The 22,588-nt window shown below is 44.5% G+C and carries 13 protein-coding genes; 9 read left to right on the top strand and 4 right to left on the bottom strand.

Annotated features, from left to right (window positions below; all coding sequences use genetic code 11):
• The first annotated feature begins 1,059 nt into the window (after positions 1 to 1,059).
• The 4 genes from PEB0122_RS06155 (at position 1,060) to PEB0122_RS06170 (ending at position 8,978) form a co-directional block, all read left to right on the top strand.
• Complete coding sequence (locus PEB0122_RS06155; RefSeq protein ID WP_225867818.1) at positions 1,060 to 2,547, top strand: peptidoglycan L,D-endopeptidase MepK; 1,488 nt, start codon at positions 1,060 to 1,062, stop codon at positions 2,545 to 2,547.
• Positions 2,548 to 2,687: 140 nt separating this feature from the next.
• On the top strand, positions 2,688 to 5,174 hold the full coding sequence (locus PEB0122_RS06160; RefSeq protein WP_075914892.1) for a heavy metal translocating P-type ATPase: 2,487 nt from the start codon (positions 2,688 to 2,690) through the stop codon (positions 5,172 to 5,174).
• 426 nt (positions 5,175 to 5,600) lie between these two features.
• Entirely contained in the window at positions 5,601 to 6,998 is a 1,398-nt protein-coding gene (locus PEB0122_RS06165) for an FAD-binding oxidoreductase (protein WP_075916111.1), read from the top strand.
• Between the two features lie 585 nt (positions 6,999 to 7,583).
• Entirely contained in the window at positions 7,584 to 8,978 is a 1,395-nt protein-coding gene (locus PEB0122_RS06170) for an FAD-binding oxidoreductase (RefSeq protein ID WP_075870237.1), read from the top strand.
• Here PEB0122_RS06170 and PEB0122_RS06175 read toward each other — a convergent pair.
• Positions 8,944 to 9,306 (bottom strand): DUF488 domain-containing protein, encoded by a 363-nt coding sequence (locus PEB0122_RS06175; protein ID WP_075914895.1) that lies wholly within the window; start codon positions 9,304 to 9,306, stop codon positions 8,944 to 8,946. The genes PEB0122_RS06170 and PEB0122_RS06175 overlap by 35 nt on opposite strands.
• A 621-nt stretch (positions 9,307 to 9,927) precedes the next feature.
• Here PEB0122_RS06175 and PEB0122_RS06185 point away from each other — a divergent pair.
• Entirely contained in the window at positions 9,928 to 10,236 is a 309-nt protein-coding gene (locus PEB0122_RS06185) for a DUF485 domain-containing protein (RefSeq protein WP_075914897.1), read from the top strand.
• Positions 10,233 to 11,978, top strand: coding sequence for a cation acetate symporter (locus PEB0122_RS06190; protein ID WP_083650238.1), 1,746 nt, complete (start codon positions 10,233 to 10,235; stop codon positions 11,976 to 11,978). Before PEB0122_RS06185 ends, PEB0122_RS06190 begins: the two co-directional genes overlap by 4 nt.
• A gap of 185 nt (positions 11,979 to 12,163) precedes the next feature.
• Here PEB0122_RS06190 and PEB0122_RS06195 read toward each other — a convergent pair whose 3' ends face one another.
• Positions 12,164 to 13,378, bottom strand: a complete 1,215-nt coding sequence (locus tag PEB0122_RS06195) for an MFS transporter (protein ID WP_225867804.1) — start codon at positions 13,376 to 13,378, stop codon at positions 12,164 to 12,166.
• Positions 13,379 to 13,895: 517 nt separating this feature from the next.
• Between PEB0122_RS06195 and PEB0122_RS06200 the strand changes: the two genes are divergently transcribed.
• Positions 13,896 to 15,467 (top strand): phospholipase D family protein, encoded by a 1,572-nt coding sequence (locus PEB0122_RS06200; protein WP_075916119.1) that lies wholly within the window; start codon positions 13,896 to 13,898, stop codon positions 15,465 to 15,467.
• Positions 15,468 to 16,207: 740 nt separating this feature from the next.
• The gene (gene guaB, locus PEB0122_RS06210) at positions 16,208 to 17,704 is read left to right on the top strand and encodes an IMP dehydrogenase (protein WP_075870243.1); all 1,497 of its coding nucleotides are present in this window, start codon (positions 16,208 to 16,210) and stop codon (positions 17,702 to 17,704) included.
• Between the two features lie 628 nt (positions 17,705 to 18,332).
• On the opposite strand, the gene PEB0122_RS06215 is transcribed toward guaB, so the two are convergent.
• The gene (locus PEB0122_RS06215; RefSeq protein ID WP_075916123.1) at positions 18,333 to 19,247 is read right to left on the bottom strand and encodes a hydrogen peroxide-inducible genes activator; all 915 of its coding nucleotides are present in this window, start codon (positions 19,245 to 19,247) and stop codon (positions 18,333 to 18,335) included.
• A gap of 398 nt (positions 19,248 to 19,645) precedes the next feature.
• Positions 19,646 to 20,551, bottom strand: a complete 906-nt coding sequence (locus PEB0122_RS06220; RefSeq protein ID WP_075916125.1) for a universal stress protein — start codon at positions 20,549 to 20,551, stop codon at positions 19,646 to 19,648.
• Between the two features lie 551 nt (positions 20,552 to 21,102).
• Between PEB0122_RS06220 and PEB0122_RS06225 the strand changes: the two genes are divergently transcribed.
• Positions 21,103 to 22,560, top strand: coding sequence for a catalase (locus PEB0122_RS06225; RefSeq protein WP_075916127.1), 1,458 nt, complete (start codon positions 21,103 to 21,105; stop codon positions 22,558 to 22,560).
• The last annotated feature ends 28 nt before the right edge of the window (positions 22,561 to 22,588 follow it).

A 22,588-nucleotide genomic window follows, 5' to 3' on the forward strand; every position in this document is an offset into this window, starting at 1 on the left:
ACGGCCTCACTTATAATCTATCTGTATGGCGGCAGTTGATTGACTGTCGCCATATTTTTTCTGTCCAGTTATCTTAATGAAAAGCCAATAGATATCTCTATCCGGTTCAAACTAAGTATTAAGTAGAGCAAGTTGCAGGCTTTTAGTGCCCACACATGAGAAAAAACTGTTTCTCTGACAAACGAAGCAGTTCGCCAGTTCCATAGTTCTTTCATTGACTGAAAAAAACGAATTGCATCCTGCATTCGACAAACAAAATAAATTTTGAAGAAAGTCTACACGGCCTTTTAATTGATAGTCGGCCTCAATTTCTCATTTTATTGCGAAGTGCCGATTTTTATCGCGAATATAAAAAAACATAGGTAATCCAGCTGATCGGATCATTTTTTAACAATGAAGAAATCCTGAAGAATTTAAAAAGTCGAAATTCGGAAAATATAAAATCGGATGGTCTGAAATTTCTTATTCATCTATTTTTATCATCTGCAAAATTCCAAACCCCTTTTTACTCACGGCGCGTAGTGTTTGGCCTTTTTTTTAAGAAAAATTCGTTTTGACCACGAAATTCTCCTGCTATTAGCTAACCGGATAAAAGACAATGAAGCTTTATCCGAATTCTGTTGAAAATTCTTCGCCCTGTCAAAAACAAGTCTGTCAACGTGTGCAAGACTTGTTTTCAGCCTATTCAATCCCAATATTCAACTTGAAGCGGCAAGATGCTGCGCAGGAATATGTCAATAAAAAGAAAAAATTAACCATCGTAACAAAATGTTACTGAATTTTTGATATTTGTTCTCTTCTGTGGCATTTTTGCCATGGTATAGTCGTATTTGATCAGCATCATTGTTTGCTGGATCACATATAAAGCTGCTGTTAACCATTCTGGGTTAGGCTTTGCTAACTATAAAGCCGATTTCAGATGGTCGGGGAGCGAGTTAATTGAACACTACGTTTTTGATTAACGCGTCTCATCCGCGGGTAACAGGGCAGGTTTTACGAATGGTGGTTGACGGTTTGAAAAAATCATTTTGGACATTTCGTCGTTTGTCATTGGCCTTTATGGCAATGGGTACAGCTTTGTCCTTTATGTTGGCACCGGTAGCAGCAAAGGCTGAAACAAGGTCTTTGAAACTCTATTACGTCCATACAGGTGAAAAAGCCGAAATCGTTTTCAAACGTGATGGCAAATATGATCCGGCCGGTTTGAAGCGGCTGAACGTTTTCTTGCGCGATTGGCGTCGTAACGAGCCGACAAATATGGATCCACGTCTGTTCGACCTTATCTGGTCTGTCTACCGCACCAGCGGATCGCGCGAATACATCAATGTCGTATCGGCATACCGTTCACCGGCTACCAACAATATGTTGCGTTCTCGCTCGCCCGATAGTGGCGTTGCCAAAAACAGCCAGCATACACTTGGCCATGCAATGGATTTCTATCTACCTGATGTCAATCTTGCCAAATTGCGTGCTATCGGTTTAAAACAGCAAGTTGGCGGCGTCGGCTATTATCCTCGTTCAGGCTCGCCTTTTGTCCATATGGATGTGGGCAATGTTCGCCATTGGCCACGTATGAGCCGCAGCGAATTGATGGCTTTGTTCCCCGATGGAAAAACCATGTATATCCCGAGCGATGGCAAACCGCTTGCCGGCTACGACCAGGCAAAGGCCGAATGGCTCGCCCGTCGCGGTGCACCGGTTGTCTATGCCAGTGCAACAACCTCAACACAAAAACATGGGTTTTTCAGTTCTCTGTTCGGACGTAAAAACTCCGACGAACAAGTTCCTTCTCAACCGTCAAGAGTACAACCTAAGGCTCCGGCTGTAGCAGAGGAACCACAAACAACAGTCGTTTCGTTACCTAAAAAAGATGCTCCGCTTCCTGAATCTTCACCATTGCGTGCCAATGGTTTGAAACCGGCACCCGAGGAAGAAAAGACAAACGAAGCACCGGTTATGGCCTATGCCAATGTGCCTGTACCGACGTTCAAGCCTGATGAAGGTGAGGAAGAAGAAGGCGCTGTCAAGGTTGCAAATATTCCTTTACCCGAAGCAAGACCTTTGCGTCAGGATGAAGCCGACAAGGTTGCTCTTGCTATTGCCAATAATGGTGCAGGATCGGGTAAACCAACCGATAACGTCCCCGGTGATGATCTGACAGCGCTCATTGAAGCCAACGAGATCATAGCTGTACCGGATGATGATTATGAGGAAGATGATGATTATGCCGATGCCGATGAAGCACAATCACCCGATAAATCCACGGTTGCGGCAGTAGAGACGGAAAAAGCTGCCGAAACACCTAAAACTGCCCCGAAGGTCGATCGTCCGGCGACAGATGACCTCAAAAATATTATTGCTGAAAACAAAGCACCGATTACTGTGAAGGATGCCAGTTCTATTGCTCCTGACGAGGAATTGCGTAAAGTGCCGAATGTGGTCTTTGTTTCTGGTCTTGAGAAAAAGCAGGAAGTCTCCCGGGTTGCAGAACTCAGCGGTCGTGCAATCGACTTCCATGCTGTTGCACGTATCAACGACACATATTAATTTTTCCTCTTCGGCATTTCACACTTGATCAATATGAGCCTTATCCGTTTTATTCCGGATAAGGCTTTTTCTTTTTCATCTTTTTCTCTTGACCTTCCCATGAGGGTAACCATTATCTCTTGATGTGAAAGGTGCGTTTCATGACAACAACTTCACAAACGGAAGAAAACAGTCAATCTCCGGCAAAAGACAAATTTCATATAGAGCTTGATATTGAAGGGATGACGTGTGCATCTTGTGTTCGCCACGTCGAAAAAGCGCTCAAAAAAGTTGAAGGCGTAGACAATGCTGTCGTCAATCTGGCAACAGAAAAGGCTGACGTTACGAGCCGGAATAAACTTGGCATTGACGAGCTTGTGCATGCTGTCGAAAAAGCCGGCTATGAAGTGGGTTACCAACCGGTTGATCTTGATATTGATGGGATGAGTTGCGCTTCTTGTGTGCGGCGCGTTGAAAAGGCACTTCTCTCTGTAGACGGGGTGAAGACTGCTGTTGTTAATCTCGCAACAAACCGCGCCCACGTCGAGATGCTCAAAAATGTGACGACAATTGATGCGCTGGAAAAAGCGGTAGCCAAAGCCGGTTATGGTGCAAAGCCGGTTAATAATCATGAAGAAGTCGACAGACAAGCTGTCGAGGCGCATAAACTTGGCCGCTCTCTGGTTATTGCTCTTATTCTGACCGTTCCGGTTTTTGTTCTTGAAATGGGCGGCCATATCATACCGCCCTTCCATCATTTTGTTATGACCACCATCGGCATGTTCCCTTCCCGCCTCGTCGAATTCATTTTGACAACGCTGGTTCTGTTCGGCCCCGGTTGGCGGTTTTTCAAATCCGGCATTCCCAATCTCTTTCGTGCGACTCCGGATATGAACTCGCTTGTTGCTGTCGGCTCCTTTGCTGCATGGTCCTATTCTACCGTTGCAACCTTTGCAGGTGCTTATATGCCGGAAGGCACTAACAATGTTTATTTTGAGGCAGCGGCCGTTATCGTTACCTTGATCCTGCTTGGCCGTTATCTTGAAGCGGGCGCACGTGGACGCACCAGTGAAGCTATCCGTATGCTTGCCGGTTTGAAACCGAAAACAGCACGCGTTTTAAGAGATAACGAAGAAAAAGATGTTGCGCTTGATGATGTTGCTGTCGGCGACATTATTGTAATGCGGCCGGGAGAAAAATTCCCTGTTGACGGCGCGGTCACAAGCGGTAACTCGAATGTTGATGAATCCATGATGACGGGCGAACCTTTGCCCGTTGCCAAAAAAGAAGGCGACAAGGTTTATGGCGGAACTGTCAATGGCAATGGCTCCTTGACGTTTCGTGCCGAAAAGATCGGTGGCGATACACTTATTGCACAAATCCAGAAAATGGTCGAAGACGCACAAAGTGCAAAACTACCCATTCAGGCTCTGGTCGATAAGGTAACCGGCTGGTTTGTCCCCGCTGTTTTTGCAGCCGCAATTGTTACGTTTTTTATCTGGTTTTTTGTCGGCCCTGCCCCGCAATTTCCGCATGCTCTTATTGCCGGTGTATCGGTCCTCATCATCGCTTGCCCTTGTGCAATGGGTCTTGCAACCCCGACATCCATTATGGTGGGGACAGGTCGGGCAGCCACTCTCGGTATTTTGTTCCGTCGCGGCGATGCGTTACAAACCTTGCGTGATACTAATGTTGTTGCCTTTGACAAAACGGGCACACTGACGGTGGGCAAACCGGTTTTGCATAAAATAATCACAGCCAAGGGATTTGATGAAAGACAAACATTGGCAGATGTTGCAGCGGTGGAACTACGCTCCGAACACCCGATTGGCGAGGCTTTGAATGAAGCTGCAAAAAAGGCCGGAATAACCCTCTCGACTGTTGAAGATTTCAATTCCAAACCCGGATATGGTATTTCCGGCAAAGTTGATGAACGGGAAGTCATTATCGGCGCCGACCGTTATATGAACGAGATAAATGTTGATATTTCGGGCTTTGCCAAAGATGCCGAGATTTTCGGCAATGAAGGTATGACGCCCTTTTACGCTGCGATAGACAATAAAGCCGCAGCAATTTTTGCCGTTGAAGATCCTGTCAAACAGAATTCGGGAAAAACGATTGCCGAACTTCAAAACATGGGCGTCGCAACAGCGCTTGTCACAGGCGATAACCGTAACACAGCAAAGACAATCGGCTCAAAACTCGGTATTTCAGAAATCGTCGCTGAAGTGCTTCCGGCAGGGAAAGTGGATGCTGTGAAAAAAATACGTGGGTCTGAACGGCGGGTCGCCTTTGTTGGTGATGGCATCAATGATGCACCGGCACTTGCCGCTGCCGATACCGGTATTGCCATTGGCACCGGTGCCGATGTTGCTATTGAAAGTGCGGATGTTGTATTGATGTCGGGCGATCCGACAGGCGTTGTCAATGCAATTGCCATTTCAAAAGCAACAATTCGCAACATCAAGCAGAATTTGTTCTGGGCATTCGGTTATAACGTTTTGCTCATTCCTGTTGCTGCCGGAATTTTCTATCCCGTCTGGGGCGTACAATTATCGCCAATGTTGTCAGCAGCGGCTATGGCAATTTCAAGTGTGTTTGTGCTTTCCAATGCATTGCGTTTGAAACGTTTCAAACCCCGTTTGTAGGCTTAACGGTGTTTTCGCCAATCTTCTTGCAAAATCCGGTCGCTCTTGACCGTTCATCATATCGGATGAAAAGTTTTCAAGCGAATTAGATGATGACGAGAGCATTGACAAGAAGCACTGGGATAGATGCGAATTAAGTCTGTCACTCGCATTCTGTTCGTACAGCCAAAATAATCATGCCGGAATGACGGGTGAAGTTATCATTCACTAGAAAATTTTGTCCTCGAACCGAGGTGAATTAACAGAATCGGTTTCACAACAGACAAACAATTGCGCTTATTTCTTTGGAATAAATTTTCAATCCTTTAAAAAAATTATCGCAAAAACTCATTATCAATGATAATATTTTGAAATATCGTTGCAATTTCTATTGCTTGGCGCGAAAGTGGCAAAAAAAATTGCCCACCCATAGAGAGAGTAAAAAGAATGGCAAAACACTGCGATGAAGCAACAATAGATCGTGTTTGTGAAGAATTGAAAGCGGCTTTCAGAGATAGGTTCAGCCGCAATCTTTCTGTCCGTCAGGCTCATTCCCATAATGTGACCGCACTTTATCAACAAGCCCCTGATGGCGTTGTTTACGCGACCAACAAAGACGATGTTGTAAAAATCGTAAAAATTTGCGCAAAACACAAAATGCCCATTATTGCCTTCGGAGCCGGCAGTTCCATTGAAGGGCAACTCAATGCGCCCAAGGGTGGCATCAGCATCGATTTTTCAAAAATGGATCAAGTTGTATCGTTTTCACCTGAAGATATGACCATTACTGTCCAACCCGGCATTACCCGTGAAACATTAAACAGCTGGTTGCGCGACAGCGGTCTGTTCTTCCCGATTGATCCCGGTGCCGATGCATCTATCGGTGGGATGGCTTCGACACGTGCATCCGGAACCAATGCCGTACGCTACGGCACGATGAGAGAAGCTGTTTTAAGTGCTGAAGCGGTTATGGCAGATGGAAGGATTATCCGCACAGCAAGCCGCTCAAAAAAATCGGCTGCAGGCTATGACTTGACGCGGCTTCTCGTCGGCTCTGAAGGGACACTCGGCATTTTCACTGAAATTACATTGCGTCTGCATCCGGTTCCGGAAGTCGTTTCGTGCGGTGCTTGCACTTTCCCGACTGTAACCGATGCCTGCAATGCGGTTATTGAGGCAATTCAATGCGCCATTCCTTTAGCCCGTGTTGAACTTCTCGATGAATTTATGACAAAAGCCTGCAATGCCTATTCTGGATTAACTCTTGATCCTCTTCCCACACTTTGTGTCGAATTTCATGGAGATAAAACCAGCGTTGCAGCACAAGTTTCACTCTTCGGTGAGATAGCAGCAAGTCATGGATCAAAAGATTTCAAACATTCGACCGATCCTGACAAACGCGCCGAACTCTGGAAAGCGCGCCACGAAGCCTTCTGGGCAGCGCAGGCAAGCTTGCCAGATTGCGATGTTTTTTCAACAGATGCCTGTGTGCCTATTTCTAGGCTCGCAGATTGTGTGGGCGAAACACAAAAAGATCTTCAGGAGCATCACCTTATCGGGCCAATGGTCGGTCATGTGGGGGATGGAAACTTCCATGTTCTTCTTGCCTATCACAAGGGAAACAAAGAAGAAGAAAAGAAGGTCTACGAATTTTCCGAAAGATTGTCCGAACGGGCAATTTCGATGGACGGAACTTGTACAGGTGAACACGGCATCGGGCAGAGAAAAGCAAAATATTTGAGGCTGGAACTGGGAGATGCTGTCGATTACATGCGAGCTATCAAAAAAGCTCTCGACCCCGATAATATTTTCAACCCCGGAAAATATGGATTTGAAGACTATTGATATTAAACGGTGAAGTGGCAACTTTTACGAAGACTTCAAAACGGCAGTCATAAGCGTCACTTCATTCCGGTATATTAGGGAACAAATCCTTTCATGTCGGCTGCCTATTTTTAATTAAATGGGCAGCTTTCCTCTATTTTATAAGGTTATTTTTTCGGAATTTTATTCTGGTTTGGTGATCTTTGAAATTTCAAAATCTATATAACGCAATCTAATACCGGCTATTAAAACTCGTTATCATCTTAAGCTACCTCAAATGTTTCTGTTTTTCATTCTTCATGAATAGTAACAAAGCGATGTTTCGATAAGCGCACCATCTCATTACTCCAGCGTCGTGCAAAATATGACGATAGCGGCACTTGATCGAATTTTCGGAACAAAAATATTTTTCACTTAAATATATGATATTAAACGATTTTATAAAATTTTATAATGTATTTTAATGTAAAGAAAAAATACAATAAAAATATATTATGATAAATTTGAATATTAAATCATGTAAAAGAATATTTTTATTGAAAAATGATATTAAAACGTGCGAACTTATCACATTAGCTATCCAATACAGGGAGAGGAGTGTAGAGAATGGCTAGACTAGATCAGAAGACCGTAGATCAAGTGTGTAAAGAATTAGAAACGGCCTTTGGCAATCGTTTCAGCAACAATCTTTCAGTTCGCGATACCCACTCGCACAATGAAACAAAATTGCGGCACGAAGTGCCTGATGGCGTTGTTTATGCATTGTCAAAAGATGATGTGGTCAAGACGGTCAAAATTTGCGCCCGTTATAAAATGCCGATTATCGGTTTTGGCGTTGGCAGTTCTCTTGAAGGACAATTGAATGCTCCTGTAGGTGGTATCAGTATCGATTTTTCAAAAATGGATCAGGTTGTATCTTTTTCGCCTGAAGATATGACCGTCACAATACAACCGGGTATTACACGAGAAACACTGAACAGCTGGTTGCGTGATAGCGGTTTGTTTTTTCCAATTGATCCCGGCGCGAATGCATCAATCGGTGGTATGGCATCAACCCGCGCATCGGGTACCAGCGCTGTTCGCTATGGAACAATGAGAGAGGCTGTTTTATGTGCTGAAGCAGTTATGGCTGATGGTCGCCTCATCCGCACAGCAAGTCGCGCAAAAAAATCTGCCGCCGGTTATGATCTGACACGGCTTCTCGTTGGCTCGGAAGGCACACTCGGGCTTTTTACCGAACTCACAATAAGGTTGCATCCGATACCTGAAGTTGTCTCAAGTGGCATTTGCACCTTTGCAACAATTGGAGACGCATGTAATACCGTCATCGAATCCATCCAGTGCGCTATACCCTTTGCACGTGTCGAATTGATGGACGAGTTCATGGTCAAGGCGTGCAACGCCTATTCCGGTTTAACTTTGGAGCCACGCCCGACGCTTTGCGTCGAGTTCCATGGCGACGAGGCAAGTGTTGCAAGCCAGGCTGCCACGTTTAGCGAAATTGCCTCGGCCCATGGTTCGAGCAATTTTCAGCAATCGACCGACCCGGAAAAACGGGCCCAACTTTGGAAAGCCCGCCATAGTGCGTTATGGGCTGCCGAGGCAAGCTTGCCCGAATGCGATGTATTTTCTACAGATGCCTGTGTGCCTATTTCGCGCCTTGCCGATTGTGTCACCGAAACGCAAAAAGACCTGAAAGAACATAATCTGATCGGCCCCATCATCGGTCACGTCGGTGACGGTAATTTTCATGTGTTTGTGGGGTACCCGAAAGATAACGAGAGGGAAGAAAAACGCATCTATGAATTTACCGAAAGGCTATCGGAACGGGCCATATCAATGGGAGGCACTTGCACAGGTGAACATGGCATAGGACAACGCAAGATAAAATATTTGCGTATGGAACTTGGAGATGCTGTCGACTTCATGTGGACAATTAAACAGGCTCTCGATCCTGACAATATTCTCAATCCCGGGAAATATGGTTTTCCAGAAAATTGACAAGCACGACAGCATTGTTGTGCTCTTCATCATGCGCCGCATACAATAAAGTCACTTGCGGATGTTTCTTCAGGGAAGAAAGAAAAAGCTCGATCGCTTCCAATTGACCATCGAGTTCGGAAATATATCTGCTTTTGAATTCTTCCCATTTGGCAACATCATGGTTGAACCAATGACGCAACTCATTGCTCGGTGCCAATTCCTTTTGCCAATCATCAATATGGGCTTTCTCCTTGGAAAGCCCCCTTGGCCAGAGGCGATCAATCAAAACCCGCCAACCATCATTTTCCGAATATGGTTCATAAACCCGTTTGATAGTTATCGTCATTCTGTTTTATTCCGGTAGTGTTTTGAATACCATTATTCAAAATAGTGCATCTTCAAAAAGATCAAAAGCTTTAAATATTATAAGACGCTTAACGATATTCCTCTACTAGAATTTTTCTTGACCGACAACACAGTTGAATCGGCTTATCAAGAGCCATTGGAATTGCGCAATTTTCCCTCACATTAGACACAGCGGCACATCTCTTACTGCTTTTCATAAAAGCGACAAAACATCCAAAGCAAAATTTTTATTTTATATATACGAAAAATTGAATACGAAAATCATCAAAAAACATAATTTAAATCATGACAATATTGACATAACATATCGCTTGCATGATTATTTTAAATCGAATGAAATTTATTTCATGGAGGTGTCAAATAAAAATCATTTTTTAAACCTAAGATAGTCATATTAGTTACTTTAATTCAAAGTAAATCATGTGAAATATGATCATTTTACTAGGTCTGGAACGGCGGGGATAGCTATTGGCCTGAAATTGGAACGGTATCAGAGGAGAGCAACCGTTTCGCGCCTTCTGCTCCGGTGAGTGACACGGATTACAAGTAACAATATCTGACTGAATTTGAAAACCATTCCTGTCACGGAGGAGGAGCCGTCATGGATAAAGAAACTATTGCCCGGATAGAGGCAAGCCCTGCCTATGTTACGTTGAGAAAAAAGCGCAACAGGTTGGGCGGCATTCTTACTGTTATTGCCCTTATTGTTTATTATGGCTGGATTGCACTCATTGCCTTTGACAAACAGTTCCTGAGTTTACGCATCGGTACCGGCGTCACAACGATAGCCATCCCGATTGGCATAGGTGTGATTGTTGTCATGGTGCTTTTAACTGCAATCTATATTCTGATCGCAAATAGCAGTTATGACCATTATATCGATGAGATTAAAAAGGAGGTTAAGCAATGAACCTCTTTTGTTTTTTAAAAAGGCAGCACGTCTTCGGGATAGGTACTTTCCTCATCTTTCTCTCGAACAACATCAATGCGAAAGCCGATGCCATTGGTGGAGAACTTCCCAAACAAGCCACGAACTGGTCAGCAATTATCATGTTTTTCGTGTTTGTCGCTCTAACCTTGTGGATTACCAAATGGGCTGCAAACAGAACCCGGTCACGAGCGGACTTCTATACCGCTGGCGGCGGTATAACCGGTTTTCAGAACGGTTTGGCTATTGCCGGTGACTTTATGTCTGCCGCTTCCTTTCTTGGAATTTCGGCTATGGTCATGAGCGTCGGTTATGACGGATTGATCTATGCCGTCGGCTTTCTTGTCGGTTGGCCTATTGTCATGTTTCTTGTGGCGGAAAGATTACGCAACCTCGGTCGCTTCAATTTTGCCGATGTCGCAGGGTTCCGTTTTGCAACCGCCCCGATACGGATATTCGCTGCCTGCGGGACACTTGCCGTTGTCGCTTTTTATCTGATCGCACAAATGGTCGGTGCCGGCCAGCTTATCAAACTCCTGTTTGGACTGGATTATCTTTATGCGGTAATTCTTGTCGGTGTTTTAATGATGATTTACGTGCTCTTTGGTGGAATGACAGCCACAACATGGGTGCAGATTATCAAAGCCGTATTACTTCTTATCGGCGTCACTTTTATGGCATTCATGATCTTGTTGAAATTTAACTTCAGCTTCGAAAATTTCTTTCAGGCCGCAGTAAACGTCAAAGCAACATTGTTTGCTCAAAAAAACTCTGTTGACGTCACTTCGCCTGAAGCGATTTCTGCCGGACAATCGATCATGTCTCCCGGTGGTTTTATAAAGGATCCGGTTTCGGCTATTTCCTTCGGCATGGCATTGATGTTCGGAACCGCCGGACTGCCACATATTCTGATGCGTTTTTTCACTGTCCCGAATGCAAAAGAAGCCCGAAAATCTGTTTTGTGGGCAACGATCTGGAACGGATATTTCTATATCGTTATCTTTATCATCGGTTTTGGTGCCATTGCACTTGTTCTCTCCGATCCGGTACTTTCAGCGCCCCTTTCAAGTGGTGCGGGGGCAGCAAATATGGCCGCGGTTATGGTCGGAAAGGCGGTCGGCGGAAATATGTTCTACGGTTTTATTTCTGCTGTGGCTTTTGCGACTATTCTGGCTGTTGTCGCAGGCCTTACTCTTTCCGGTGCAACAGCAATATCCCATGATATTTTCAATATGGTCTTAAAAAAAGGCACGGCAGCAAGCGACGTCGAACTGCGGATATCACGCATTGCTACGGTCGTCATCGGCATCATTGCCATTCTACTTGGCATTGTTTTCGAACAGCAGAACGTGGCCTTTATGGTTGCACTTGCTTTTGCTATTGCAGCATCTGCAAACTTTCCTGTTCTGCTGCTTTCCATCCTGTGGAAAAAATGTACCACACGGGGAGCAGTGATCGGGGGCTTCCTTGGACTCATATCTTCTGTCGGCCTCACAATTGTCTCGCCGGCCGTATGGGTTTCGACATTCGGTTTCTCACCGGATACGGTGCTCTTCCCCTATACCTCACCTGCCCTCTTCTCGATGATATTGGGCTTTGGCGGTGTATGGTTGTTTTCAATTACCGACAACAGCAACCGTGCACAGGAAGACCGCTCCGGCTTTCCTGCCCAACAGATCCGTTCTGAAACCGGCATCGGTGCGTCAGTTGCTTCTGACCATTAAAATGGTTCAGATTCAACTGGCTTTTATTAAAAGTTCACTATTTGAAAAGGCATATAATGCTTTGTAAAAAAGGCGGTCTCTGACCGCCTTTTTCTATCAATATTGGTATTTGAATTCACCGCCTCCGGTTTTCTTGGCACGTTTCAAGCTGTGACAATAAATATATTGTCGATATTTGTGTGGCCTCACGCCTTTTCGTGATGTCGATAAAGTTTCAGGTTTATGACAACGGCGACGAAAATAACCAAGGCGGTTACAAAAAAGACTGGACGAACGCCGAACCACCCGCCAATAAAACCACCGCAAACAGGCCCCAGAACCTGCCCAACATATTGGGACGAAACAGAAAGCCCCAAGACAGTTCCCACAGCATCATCCGGTACGATATGACGCAAAATAGCAGTTACACAAGGAATCAGTCCACCAAGTGCCAGACCGAGCAGAAAGCGCAGTACAACCAACATCCATGCGGATGTCACAAATGCTTGCGGCACGACGAGAATAATAGCTGCAATCATTGCACAGACTAACACTTTCCAATGCCCGACGCGATCAGCGAGCCGGCCGAGTTGGGTCGCCGATAACGCACTTCCTAATGCTGTCATTGACATAACAAGACCTGCCCAGAAAGTTACACTCGCTCCCCCTTTGGACAGAGTATTTACAAAAATTGTTATAATCGGCTCGATTGACAGATTGGCAAATGTTAGAAGCGCTCCGGTTAGCAACATTGCGCTAACATTGCGGTTAAAGAGACTTAGCGTGAGCATGCCCTTGTTTTTTTTGCGACGCCGGTCAACAAATACCTTATGATTTTCACTGATCGCAAATGTCGTAACGATAAAAGTTATAAAAATCAAAATACCGATGGCGACAAAACACGTTCTTATGCCGATATAATCCGGTAAAATACCGCCAATCAAAGGACCAATAAAATTGCCAGCCATAACACCGGACGAAATAACGCCCAGTGCCCATCCGGTTTTATCTTTCGGCGTTTGCGTGGCCGCTAGAATAGCCGCTCCCGAGGCATAACCTCCGGCGAGTCCTGTCAATAAACGCAATAAAACCAATTGTGAAACGCTGGTAACAAAGCCCATCAATCCGATCGAAATTGCCATGCCGAAACTTGCACGAACCAACATAAGCTTACGTCCGTAACGGTCGCCCAAACGGCCCCACAAAGGCGCGACAAGAGCTGCAGAAAAAAACGTCGCTGCATATGCAATTCCTGACCATTCCGAAATGGCTTTCGGATCACTCACTCCGATTTCTTCAACAAAAAGTGGCAAAAAAGGCAAAAGAACAGTCATTCCGACAATCGTCGTAAAGGCACCGAAAGCCGATATGATGAGATTTCGCCGCCAATGAGGCGACAATTCTTCAGTTTGTTCAACCATTTGAACGCCCATTCAATTTTGTTGTGACGATACTTCTATTGCAACGTTTAAAAGACAGAAACATTAGACATCATAGGGTGAAATCCGCTTCGCCATTTATTTCTATCGTTCATCTTCCGTTCACCGGATCCTTTATTTTATCCATTATTTTATCAAAGGCAGCAAAATCAAATTATTTTTTGAGATCAATAGAGGTTTGCCTTTTTACATCGGACAACAAGTCTTCATGGCTGGCCCCGAAAAGGAACAGGCCATTGCGATTTTTTCCCTTGTTGATAAAAAGGGTTTTCAAAATTGGCAAAACCTCCGGGAAAGTCATCAACCATAAAACCGGAAAGCCGAAAAAACTGTTTTCCCAAAAAAGGATAGCGTTATTGTTACCTGTTACTGTTTGTCGCCTATAATGAATCGAGACACTATCAATTATTTTTTAAAATAGCGAATTCAGGAAATGAATAGACGACATTAGCCGATTATATTAGATTACATCGTTTTCTGGAACAAGAGAGCCCTTTCTTTGAATATTCTACATTTAGTCATCGCAATTGTTATCGTGTTTGCGTTAGCCTCTATGCTGGCTGTCTATGCTTACGGACGCTTTGCAAAAAGTGCGCGCGGCGAACGTTCTTTTGCGCTGAGAATAGGTGGAAAAAGCACAAAAATAGACCAGAAAATCGAAGATTTGGCAAAACGTGAAAACGGGTTGGGTGTTGAAAAAGACGGGCTGTCACTTTTCATCAGTAATCTTGATGCTTTTGCCGGACGCGCTGTCGGAACCGGACTTGCCGGACGCAGTCTTGATCTTATGTATTATATCTGGGATGATGACCTCACGGGTCGCCTTCTTTTGAAAGAGGTGATGGACGCTGCCGATAGAGGCGTTCGCGTCCGTATGTTGCTTGACGATATTAATGCACAGGGGCGTGATCCGGCCTATGTTGCGCTTGATAAACATCCGAATATAGAAATACGGATGTTCAATCCCGGACGGGCGCGAAACGGTGGTTTAAGACGCGGTCTTGAAATGGTGTTACGTGCATTAACAGTCACCCGCAGAATGCACAACAAAGCTTTTATCATTGACGGGCGCATTGCTTTTGTAGGCGGGCGTAATATTGCCGACGCCTATTTCGGAGCGGGCAAGGCCTCCAATTTTCGCGATCTTGATTTGATGCTTGTCGGACCTTCTGTCAAAAAAGTGGAAACGATTTTCGATTCATTCTGGAACAGTGCTGTGGCACTGCCCATCCATGCCTTGGCAGTACCCAAAAAAGCCCGTGATATCAATTATTGGAAAAACAAACTCACCCAATTTCACGACTCGGAAAACGCAAAACCTTATCTTGATTATGTCCGCACTCATATGAATTTCGAACATTTCATCAAACCGCAACATAAGCTTTTTCCGGTTGTTGCGGTTGATGTTGTATCGGATCCCCCCGAAAAAGCTCTTGGGCATAGGCCTGAAAACTGGTTGATGACAGTGTTTTCACCATTAATCGATAGCGCAAAAACCGAGCTGCAGATTACATCTCCCTATTTTGTTCCCGGAAAAGCGGGAACCGAACGGCTTTGCAAGCTCGTAAAAAATGGTGCCGATGTCCGGATACTTACAAATTCTCTGGCAGCAACCGATGTTGCAGCAGTCCATGGTGGATATGCGCCTTATCGCAAGCCACTTCTTAAAGGTGGAGCAAAACTTTATGAACTGAAGCCAGATGGTGGGCCTCATCGCTTGCGCCTGTTTGGTTCCGGTCGTGCGAGTCTTCATACCAAGGCGTTCCTGATCGACGGTAAAACAGCATTTATCGGTTCTTTCAATTTTGACCCCCGTTCAGCTTCACTTAACACTGAAATGGGAATTCTGTTTGAATGTCCCCCCATATCCGACAGATTGAACAAGCTTTTTGCTGCAGAAACAACAAAGGAAATGAGCTATCATCTTCATCTTGATAGCAGAAACCGGATTTACTGGGATTTTGTTGAAGGCGCAAAACCATGCCTCACAAAACGTGAACCGGAAAGTCGCATATGGCGAAGGGCTTTTGCCAAGCTGATTAGCTGGTTGCCTATCCAATCACAATTGTAAAAAAATAATCTGCGCGCAAAGTCTTTGATTTATCAAATTTTGCGCAAAACCGACACGTTCGTCTTGCTTGAAATCTGACTATTCAGGGAATGCAACAAAAGCATTACGAACGGATGGCAATCTTCCAACGATTTCGGGAAATCTTGCGCTTTGAATAGGTGCGCTTCACACTATTTGAGGGCAAAATATTCTGCCTGTCCCTTAATTACATCAGGAAAGTCTGAACTCGTGCCGTCTCCACACAACCGGACAAGAAACCCGTCGCCGCTAGCGTTATAGATAATTTGGATGTAGCTGAAATCGAATACCCGGAACGTTTCTTCTACTCTCATCCATGTTTGGTTGAAGAACCCCTGGTCTTTGACAAACGACAACCGGCATAAGCGGGAAATCGCTCCCGCAGTTTAATTTTTTCAAAGACGGAACATCAGCATATCGAATAGAATAATTGTTCCGGATTTTGCGAAAAATAAATGCTTCCAAATACCAAATAAAAATTCCTTTCGTTATCCGACAATAGATTAAATGAATTCAACTTTTTTGGTTATCGGATAGGATGAATTGTGGATTTTTAAGAAAAACAATCAAAATTAAAGTGTGATAACTCAAAATGTGATTGCCACCCCCCTTTTCAATTCTGTTTCCGCGTGTTACGAACCAGCGCCAATCCATAAGAAGCAATACGAATGTACCGCTGTACTTGGTTTCAGCGGTTGTTCGTTTTTAAAGGAATATTGGACATGGCAAAAATCATTGAAACAGCTACAGGTAGAGAAGCACTGACATTTGACGATGTGCTTTTACAGCCTGCCCATTCTGAAGTTATGCCGGGGCAAGTCGATCTTAAAACGACTGTCGCAACCGACATAGTTTTAAACTTGCCGCTCTTGTCGGCTGCAATGGATACAGTAACCGAGTCGAGATTGGCAATTGCCATGGCACAATCAGGCGGAATGGGTGTTATTCATCGTAACATGACACCATCCGAGCAGGCGGAGGAAGTCCGTCAGGTCAAGAAGTTTGAATCCGGCATGGTTGTCAACCCCGTTACCATCGGGCCGGAAGCCACGTTGGAAGAAGCAAAGGCGCTTATGGCAGCCCACGGCATTTCCGGCATTCCGGTTGTTGAAAATGGCGAGAAAGGCCCGGGACGCCTTGTCGGCATCCTGACAAACCGTGATGTTCGTTTTGCTTCCGATCCGAAACAGAAAATTTATGAATTGATGACACGGGAAAACCTCGTTACCGTTCGTGAAAATGTCCAACATGACGAGGCTAAAAGGCTTCTTCATCAAAATAGAATAGAAAAACTTCTGGTTGTCGATAATGAAGGGCGTTGCGTCGGATTGATCACTGTAAAAGATATCGAAAAATCACGCCTCAATCCGAATGCTGCCAAAGACGCCCAAGGGCGTTTACGTGTCGGTGCGGCAAGCACTGTCGGTCGTGACGGCATGGAACGCGCAGAACGACTTATTGATGCCGGTGTCGATATTCTGGTGATCGATACTGCTCACGGTCATTCCCAGCGTGTGCTTGACGCCGTCAAGGAAGTGAAAAAGATTGCCGGTTCAACCGCTATTATGGCCGGAAATGTCGCAACACCTGAAGCAACACAGGCACTCATCGATTGCGGAGCCGACGCCGTTAAAGTCGGGATTGGACCAGGTTCGATTTGTACAACACGTATCGTGGCTGGTGTCGGAGTTCCGCAACTTTCGGCTATCATGGGTGCTGTCGAAGTTGCTGACAAAGCAGGTATTCCGATTATTGCCGATGGCGGTATCAAATATTCCGGTGATCTGGCAAAAGCCTTGGCAGCAGGTGCCCGCGCAGTCATGATCGGTTCGCTGCTTGCAGGTACGGAAGAAAGCCCGGGGGAAGTTTATCTCTATAAAGGTCGCTCTTTCAAAGCCTATCGCGGGATGGGATCGGTAAGTGCAATGGCACGCGGTTCGGCCGATCGTTATTTTCAGGCAGATGTGCATGACGAATTGAAACTCGTGCCTGAGGGCATCGAAGGGCAAGTTGCCTATAAGGGGCCTGCAGCCTCGGTTCTGCATCAACTCGGTGGCGGTTTGCGCGCTTCAATGGGCTATCTCGGTGCACCGAACCTTGAAGAATTCCGCAAAAAAGCAACATTCGTACGCATTACCAATGCCGGACTGAGTGAAAGCCACACCCATAATGTGTCGATCACTCGCGAAAGCCCGAATTATCCGAGCGCTATCCTGTAATTGCGGTTTTCGGATTTACCCCCTTGCCTGCCCAAAAAGCAGGCAAGGGGTTTTATAAACAGTTTTGCCACGGAAAACTTGTTGGCATTTCTATGTCATTGATAGCCGAGATAGCCGGTTTGATAACAAAATGGTCGCCAACTTTATGCGTATTATGGCACCAAATTATTGATCACGAACACGATAATCATCCAGTTATGGCAAGCGTACAAGCATCGTCCCTCAAAACATTATTAATTTTATCAGTGAACACACTCTCCATCCTTGAAAGCCAGATCGGGAATTGGATGAGGATTGCGTCTCGAGGTTCACCTACCGACTGGCAATCACTCTGCAAAACAGTTTTCCGCTTTTACACTTTGAAGTTTCAGCAATGCCGTTTTTTGCTGAAACCATGGTAAAAATAGCAATCCATATCAATTGATGAACAACAAAGCACCGGGCACGATTTGAATTAGCGGCTCAACAATATTTCACATGGAATTCCAGTGCGGTCGCTCTTTATCTTCGACAATTGTTACCGGTTTTGCAATTCACAGCCCTTTTGTATCGTGACGCCTCCCTCCATCCAGCTTGACGAAAGGCGAGCAGAACCATCCTTAATGACAAAACGGTTTCCTGCAATCAATCACATTATAAAATTCCGCGCCTGATCAAGAATTGGCACAGCCAGTGATTTTAAAAGATCAGCCAACAACTTGAAGTCTTTGCTCCGGCGTGATCGCCTTCTCCAGAAAAGACAAATATGCCGTTTCGGTGTTTCACCTTCAAAAGCAACAACGCTGATATTATCCAAACGGGCTTCCGTTGAAACAGCAATTTGCGGAATGATTGTTATGCCGATGCCATTAGCAACAAGTTGCATCAATGTTGTTAATGAGGATGCCGTAATGTCGTGACGATATCTTTTTGTCTGGCAGGCCTCAAGGCTTTGGTCCCTCAGGCAATGACCTTCTTCCAAAAGCAACAACTTGCCGGTGTCAACATCGCCTGCACGAACGTTTTTATAAACCGATTGCGGGTCATCACGAGGCAGCGCATAATAAAAATCGTCGTCGAAGAGCAATTCCGACACAAATTCATCTTCATCAAGCGGTGTTGCAGCAACAACCGCATCAATATGGCCATTGCGCAGCAGCTCAACAAGTCTATCGGTTTTTGCTTCCTGAATTTGCAGCGTAAGAGAAGGGTACAAATGGCGTACCTTTGGTAATACAGACGGCAATATATAAGGTGCGACGGTCGGAATGATACCAAGTTTGATAGGATAGCTGAGCGGCGATTCATGCGCTGCTACAATGTCTCCAAGCACGGTAAGCCGCGCCAGAATATCGTTGATAATCGGAAGAAAGTTACATCCGAGCGGCGTTAATATGATGCGTTTCGATGTCCTTTCAAAAAGCGGCGAACCGGCTATTTTTTCCATCTCGGCAATTTGTACGGAGAGTGCAGGTTGCGAAATGCCCAATTTTTCGGATGCTTCACCAAAATGGCCCGTGCTGGCCAGAATCTGAAAATAACGAAGTTGTCTTACGGTAAACATGATAACTTTTTCTTATACAACAAAAAACAAAAAGCAATTGGATTTTATTTGATCAATTGAATACGATACCAAGTGTCCTGAAGAAGGACGGGACAGCACCTTGCCGGAGGGTTAGCTGCCCATTACAGAGATTGAGAGCTTGCTGTTTATTTTTCAACCTGAAATGCTTCAGGGAGGAGATTTAGCGAGCGCTCAATCTGTAACTGTATGGAGCTTTCTTCAGTTTACTTTTCTCTTCGGTCATCATGCTAATTCAGATGACCACTTGGAGGCCGAAACATTTCCCCCTATGTTTCGGTCTCTTTGCTTATTTAAATTGAGATACTCATCCCAGTCAAAAGATTTTCGAAAAATTAAATGTGAAGATGAACTATTGCCTTAAAGTTCCACTTCAAGGCTTAATTCCGCTCTATCCAACGATCTTTTTCCAATCCGCTTCCGACGATAAGTGTCGGAACTTTCAGCTTTTGTATAAGGCTTCCTGGGATTGAACCATATATCAGGCTCGTTATTTTATCTTTGTTAAAGGCACTCAGAATAATCATATCAATATTGTTTTCATCGACAATTCTATTGATATTTTCGGCATCACGGTCATCATCAAGAAGCAACGGCGACACCTGAGTTTTCGCACTCTCGAGCACTCTTACCAGCTTTTCAATATCTTCTGATACCGAACTTGAAGCGTATTTTGAACAGGCAAGCACTATAGTTTTACCGGAAAGAAGATGAAAGTGATTGAAATAATCAGTTATCAGCTTCCATTTGAATTCGCTATCATAGAGAAATAGTGCTTTCTTTATCGGCTTCACATCAATTGTTGCAGCCAATACCGGCACTGGCGAAGCACGTATAATTGTTTCAAAATTTCCACCTACTTTTGCTACACCTGTTACATTTAATGTTTTTTGCCCTTGCTTGCCGATAACAATCAATGGTGATGTTTTTCCATAAAACCTTATCGCGTCAGAAAGGCTATCAAACCGCAAGCGGGTATCAACATCACGCCCGCCACGTTCCTCTATATAGCTTTTCGCGTCTTCCAACAACGTTTGCCCGAGTTCCTGCATCAACCGAGCATAGGAAGCTGAATGATCATGTATTTTTCCAATGAAATCGGTATAGAACCTGTCATCGATATCCTTCGCTATATCCGGTGGTATAACTGCGTCGTCCGCCATGTTTTCAAGGACATTCAGCAATCTGATCGGGGCGTCGAATTGTTGGGCAGCCCAAAGAGCAAGTTCACAAACCGATTTCCAATAAATTGAGGAATCGACCAAAGCTAATATCGGTTCTTTCATTCACTTCACCCCGACTCCGATAATAAATATTGATTAAATACGATTATATTATATTACATTATATTAACGAATTATTCTAATTAAAAATAACTATATGTATTTTTATAAAAACAACAAAAACAACATGTCATTTATATTTTATAAAATTATAATTTAAATTAAAGAAAAGGCGAACGTAACAATCGCCACAACTCTTTTTAAAAAAAATCGGGATGTTTATCGAAACGTAAAACTTTAATCTACTTTATTAAAAAACATATAGGTGAAAAACCGGGCTTTTCCCGAGCTATAAGGAGGAAATCCATTTTTTAAAACTCCACGTTTTATCAAATTGCTCAGGCGTCGTGTCAAATCCGTAAAGTGCGTGAAAACGTAATCTTGGTCTGCGAAACGTTTTGTTGAGGATAAAGAAAGAAGCGGTTTTCCGGTTTTTGTTGCAGAGCTATAATTTAAGCTAATATGATTTTAAACAATTAAAAATTAGAATTAATTTAAACTTGCTCTATCTTATTAAAGTGACCAATTGAAATTGAACAGACTTGGAGGCTTTAATGAGCGAGCGGATTACATTGACAACAACGGCCGGCGCTGCCGTACCAGATAATCAGAACTCCATTACTGCAGGTCCTCGCGGTCCTGTATTGATGCAAGATTATCAATTATTGGAAAAATTGGCGCATCAAAACCGTGAGCGTATACCGGAACGCACAGTTCATGCGAAAGGTGTTGGCGCACATGGTGTATTAAAAATCACCGGCGACATTACACGCTATACAAAGGCTGCTGTATTCAAACCCGGCACAGAAACACCCATGCTCGGTCGTTTTTCCACTGTTGCAGGTGAAAGAGGAGCTGCTGATGCCGAACGCGATGTTCGCGGTTTTGCATTAAAATTCTACACGTCTGAAGGCAACTGGGATCTCGTTGGCAATAATACGCCGGTATTTTTTGTTCGTGATGCCTATAAGTTTCCAGATTTCATCCATACGCAAAAACGCCATCCGCGAACCAATTTGCGGTCGAACACTGCTCAATGGGATTTCTGGTCACTTTCGCCTGAAAGTCTGCATCAGGTAACGATTCTTATGTCGGATCGCGGTTTACCGATCGATACAATGCATATGAATGGTTATGGCTCCCATACCTATTCCTTGTGGAACGACAAAGGTGAACGCTTCTGGGTTAAATTTCACTTCAAGACGATGCAAGGGCATAAGTTCTATACCAATGCCGAAGCCAAAGAACTCGTAGGTAAGACCCGTGAAAGCTCTCAGGAAGCACTCTATAATGCCATTGAAAGCGGGAACTTCCCGCGTTGGAAAGTCCAAGTCCAGATTATGCCTGAAGCAGACGCGGACAAGACACCTTATAACCCCTTCGATCTGACAAAAGTTTGGCCCCATAAAGATTATCCGCCAATGGATATCGGTATTATGGAATTGAACCGTAATCCTGACGATTATTTTGCAGAAATCGAAGAGGCTGCTTTCTCGCCTTCGAACATCGTTCCAGGCATCGGCTATTCGCCTGATAAAATGTTGCAGGCTCGTATATTCTCTTATGCGGATGCACACCGTTATCGTTTAGGCACCCATTATGAACAAATTCCTGTAAACAAGCCCGTTTGCCCTGTTCATAATTACCATCGTGACGGCCAAATGAACACTTATGGCGGCCATTCAACCAATAATGTCGACGCTTATTACGAACCGAATTCCTTCAATGGTCCGGTTGAAGATAAATCGGCACAGGAACCGCCGTTAACACTTTCCGGTGATGCTTATCGTTACGATCATCGGGCTGGTAATGACGATTACAGTCAGGTAACGGCACTTTTCAATCTGTTCGATCAGGATCAGAAAAACCGGTTGTTCTCCAACATTGCCGATGCAATGGAAGGCGTTCCCGATTTCATCATCGAGCGTCAACTTGGACATTTTGAAAAAGTCCATCCGGATTATGCAGCAGGCGTACGTGCTGCCATAAAACGTAAAAAAGAAAGCAAATAATTTCTATGCATTGAAAAAGCGGGCTTTT

This window comes from Ditibartonella apis (assembly GCF_001952075.1).
Taxonomy (GTDB): domain Bacteria; phylum Pseudomonadota; class Alphaproteobacteria; order Rhizobiales; family Rhizobiaceae; genus Bartonella; species Bartonella apis.

Coding starts and splice junctions, on each gene's coding strand:
- PEB0122_RS06195 (WP_225867804.1), bottom strand. CDS start 13,378: ATGGTTGAACAAACTGAAGAATTGTCGCCTCATTGGCGGCGAAATCTC.
- PEB0122_RS06175 (WP_075914895.1), bottom strand. CDS start 9,306: ATGACGATAACTATCAAACGGGTTTATGAACCATATTCGGAAAATGAT.
- PEB0122_RS06225 (WP_075916127.1), top strand. CDS start 21,103: ATGAGCGAGCGGATTACATTGACAACAACGGCCGGCGCTGCCGTACCA.
- PEB0122_RS06220 (WP_075916125.1), bottom strand. CDS start 20,551: ATGAAAGAACCGATATTAGCTTTGGTCGATTCCTCAATTTATTGGAAA.
- PEB0122_RS06170 (WP_075870237.1), top strand. CDS start 7,584: ATGGCTAGACTAGATCAGAAGACCGTAGATCAAGTGTGTAAAGAATTA.
- PEB0122_RS06190 (WP_083650238.1), top strand. CDS start 10,233: ATGAACCTCTTTTGTTTTTTAAAAAGGCAGCACGTCTTCGGGATAGGT.
- PEB0122_RS06185 (WP_075914897.1), top strand. CDS start 9,928: ATGGATAAAGAAACTATTGCCCGGATAGAGGCAAGCCCTGCCTATGTT.
- PEB0122_RS06155 (WP_225867818.1), top strand. CDS start 1,060: ATGGCAATGGGTACAGCTTTGTCCTTTATGTTGGCACCGGTAGCAGCA.
- PEB0122_RS06160 (WP_075914892.1), top strand. CDS start 2,688: ATGACAACAACTTCACAAACGGAAGAAAACAGTCAATCTCCGGCAAAA.
- PEB0122_RS06215 (WP_075916123.1), bottom strand. CDS start 19,247: ATGTTTACCGTAAGACAACTTCGTTATTTTCAGATTCTGGCCAGCACG.
- guaB (WP_075870243.1), top strand. CDS start 16,208: ATGGCAAAAATCATTGAAACAGCTACAGGTAGAGAAGCACTGACATTT.
- PEB0122_RS06165 (WP_075916111.1), top strand. CDS start 5,601: ATGGCAAAACACTGCGATGAAGCAACAATAGATCGTGTTTGTGAAGAA.